Here is a 750-nt window from a genome sequence, read left to right as displayed (position 1 = left end):
CGTCTCGTCGGCCGCCTCGACCTCGTTCCTCAGCGCCGCAAGCGCCCGGATGCCTCCGTCGTCGGCGGGGTGTATGCCGTCGAGCCACCTGAGGAAGCCGTACGTCCAGTACTTCCGGGGGTTGCCGGCCGGCGTCGTGCCGCCGTAGACATAGCCGCGGCGGGCTAGGAACGCCAGGAGCCGCTGCTTCGCCGCCGCGAGCCTCGCGGTCGCGGCGTCGTGGGCGGCGGCGAGGTCCCTGAGCCCCTCGATCTCGGGGGACGGCACCCATACCGGGGTGACGTCGTGCGACAGTATCGCCTTGGCCATCCTGGCCGCGTCGTTGCGGTCGTTCTTGGACGAGAGGTCGGCAGCCGACCTCGGGACCTTGGAGACGGCCGCGACGACGCAGTCGACGCCGAGCCCGGAGAGCTCCCTTTGCGGGGCGAAGCCGAGGTAGCCGCTCTCGTAGGCGGCGAGCGACGGGCCGGGGAAGCCCGACATCCACTCCGCGACCTCGCCCCAGGGGTTGCCGCGGAACCTCCTCGTCACGGCCTCGCCCGTCTCCGCGTCGAGCGCGCAGACGGTGGTGGACCTGAGGTGTACGTCCATTCCGAAGGCGGTAGAATATCTAGGCACGGGAGCCTCCCAACCTCGTTGCGGCGCGGCTGCGCCTCTGGCACTTCAACAACATTGTCGCAGCCCCGACCCGCGGTCACGAGCGGGGGCTCCTGTCGTTTCCGTGCCCCTGGATTGGGTCATAGTGTCTGT

General features: G+C 70.1%; 1 protein-coding gene. It reads right to left on the bottom strand.

The features are described 5' to 3' along the window. On the bottom strand, positions 1–618 hold a 618-nt coding region (locus DXB53_RS09840; protein WP_147330912.1), incomplete at its 3' end, for a transposase. Positions 619–750: the final 132 nt, after the last annotated feature.

The sequence above is a fragment of the Collinsella sp. OM04-5 genome (assembly GCF_003439125.1).
Lineage (GTDB): Bacteria > Actinomycetota > Coriobacteriia > Coriobacteriales > Coriobacteriaceae > Collinsella.
This window is presented reverse-complemented; position numbering and strand designations above follow the sequence as displayed.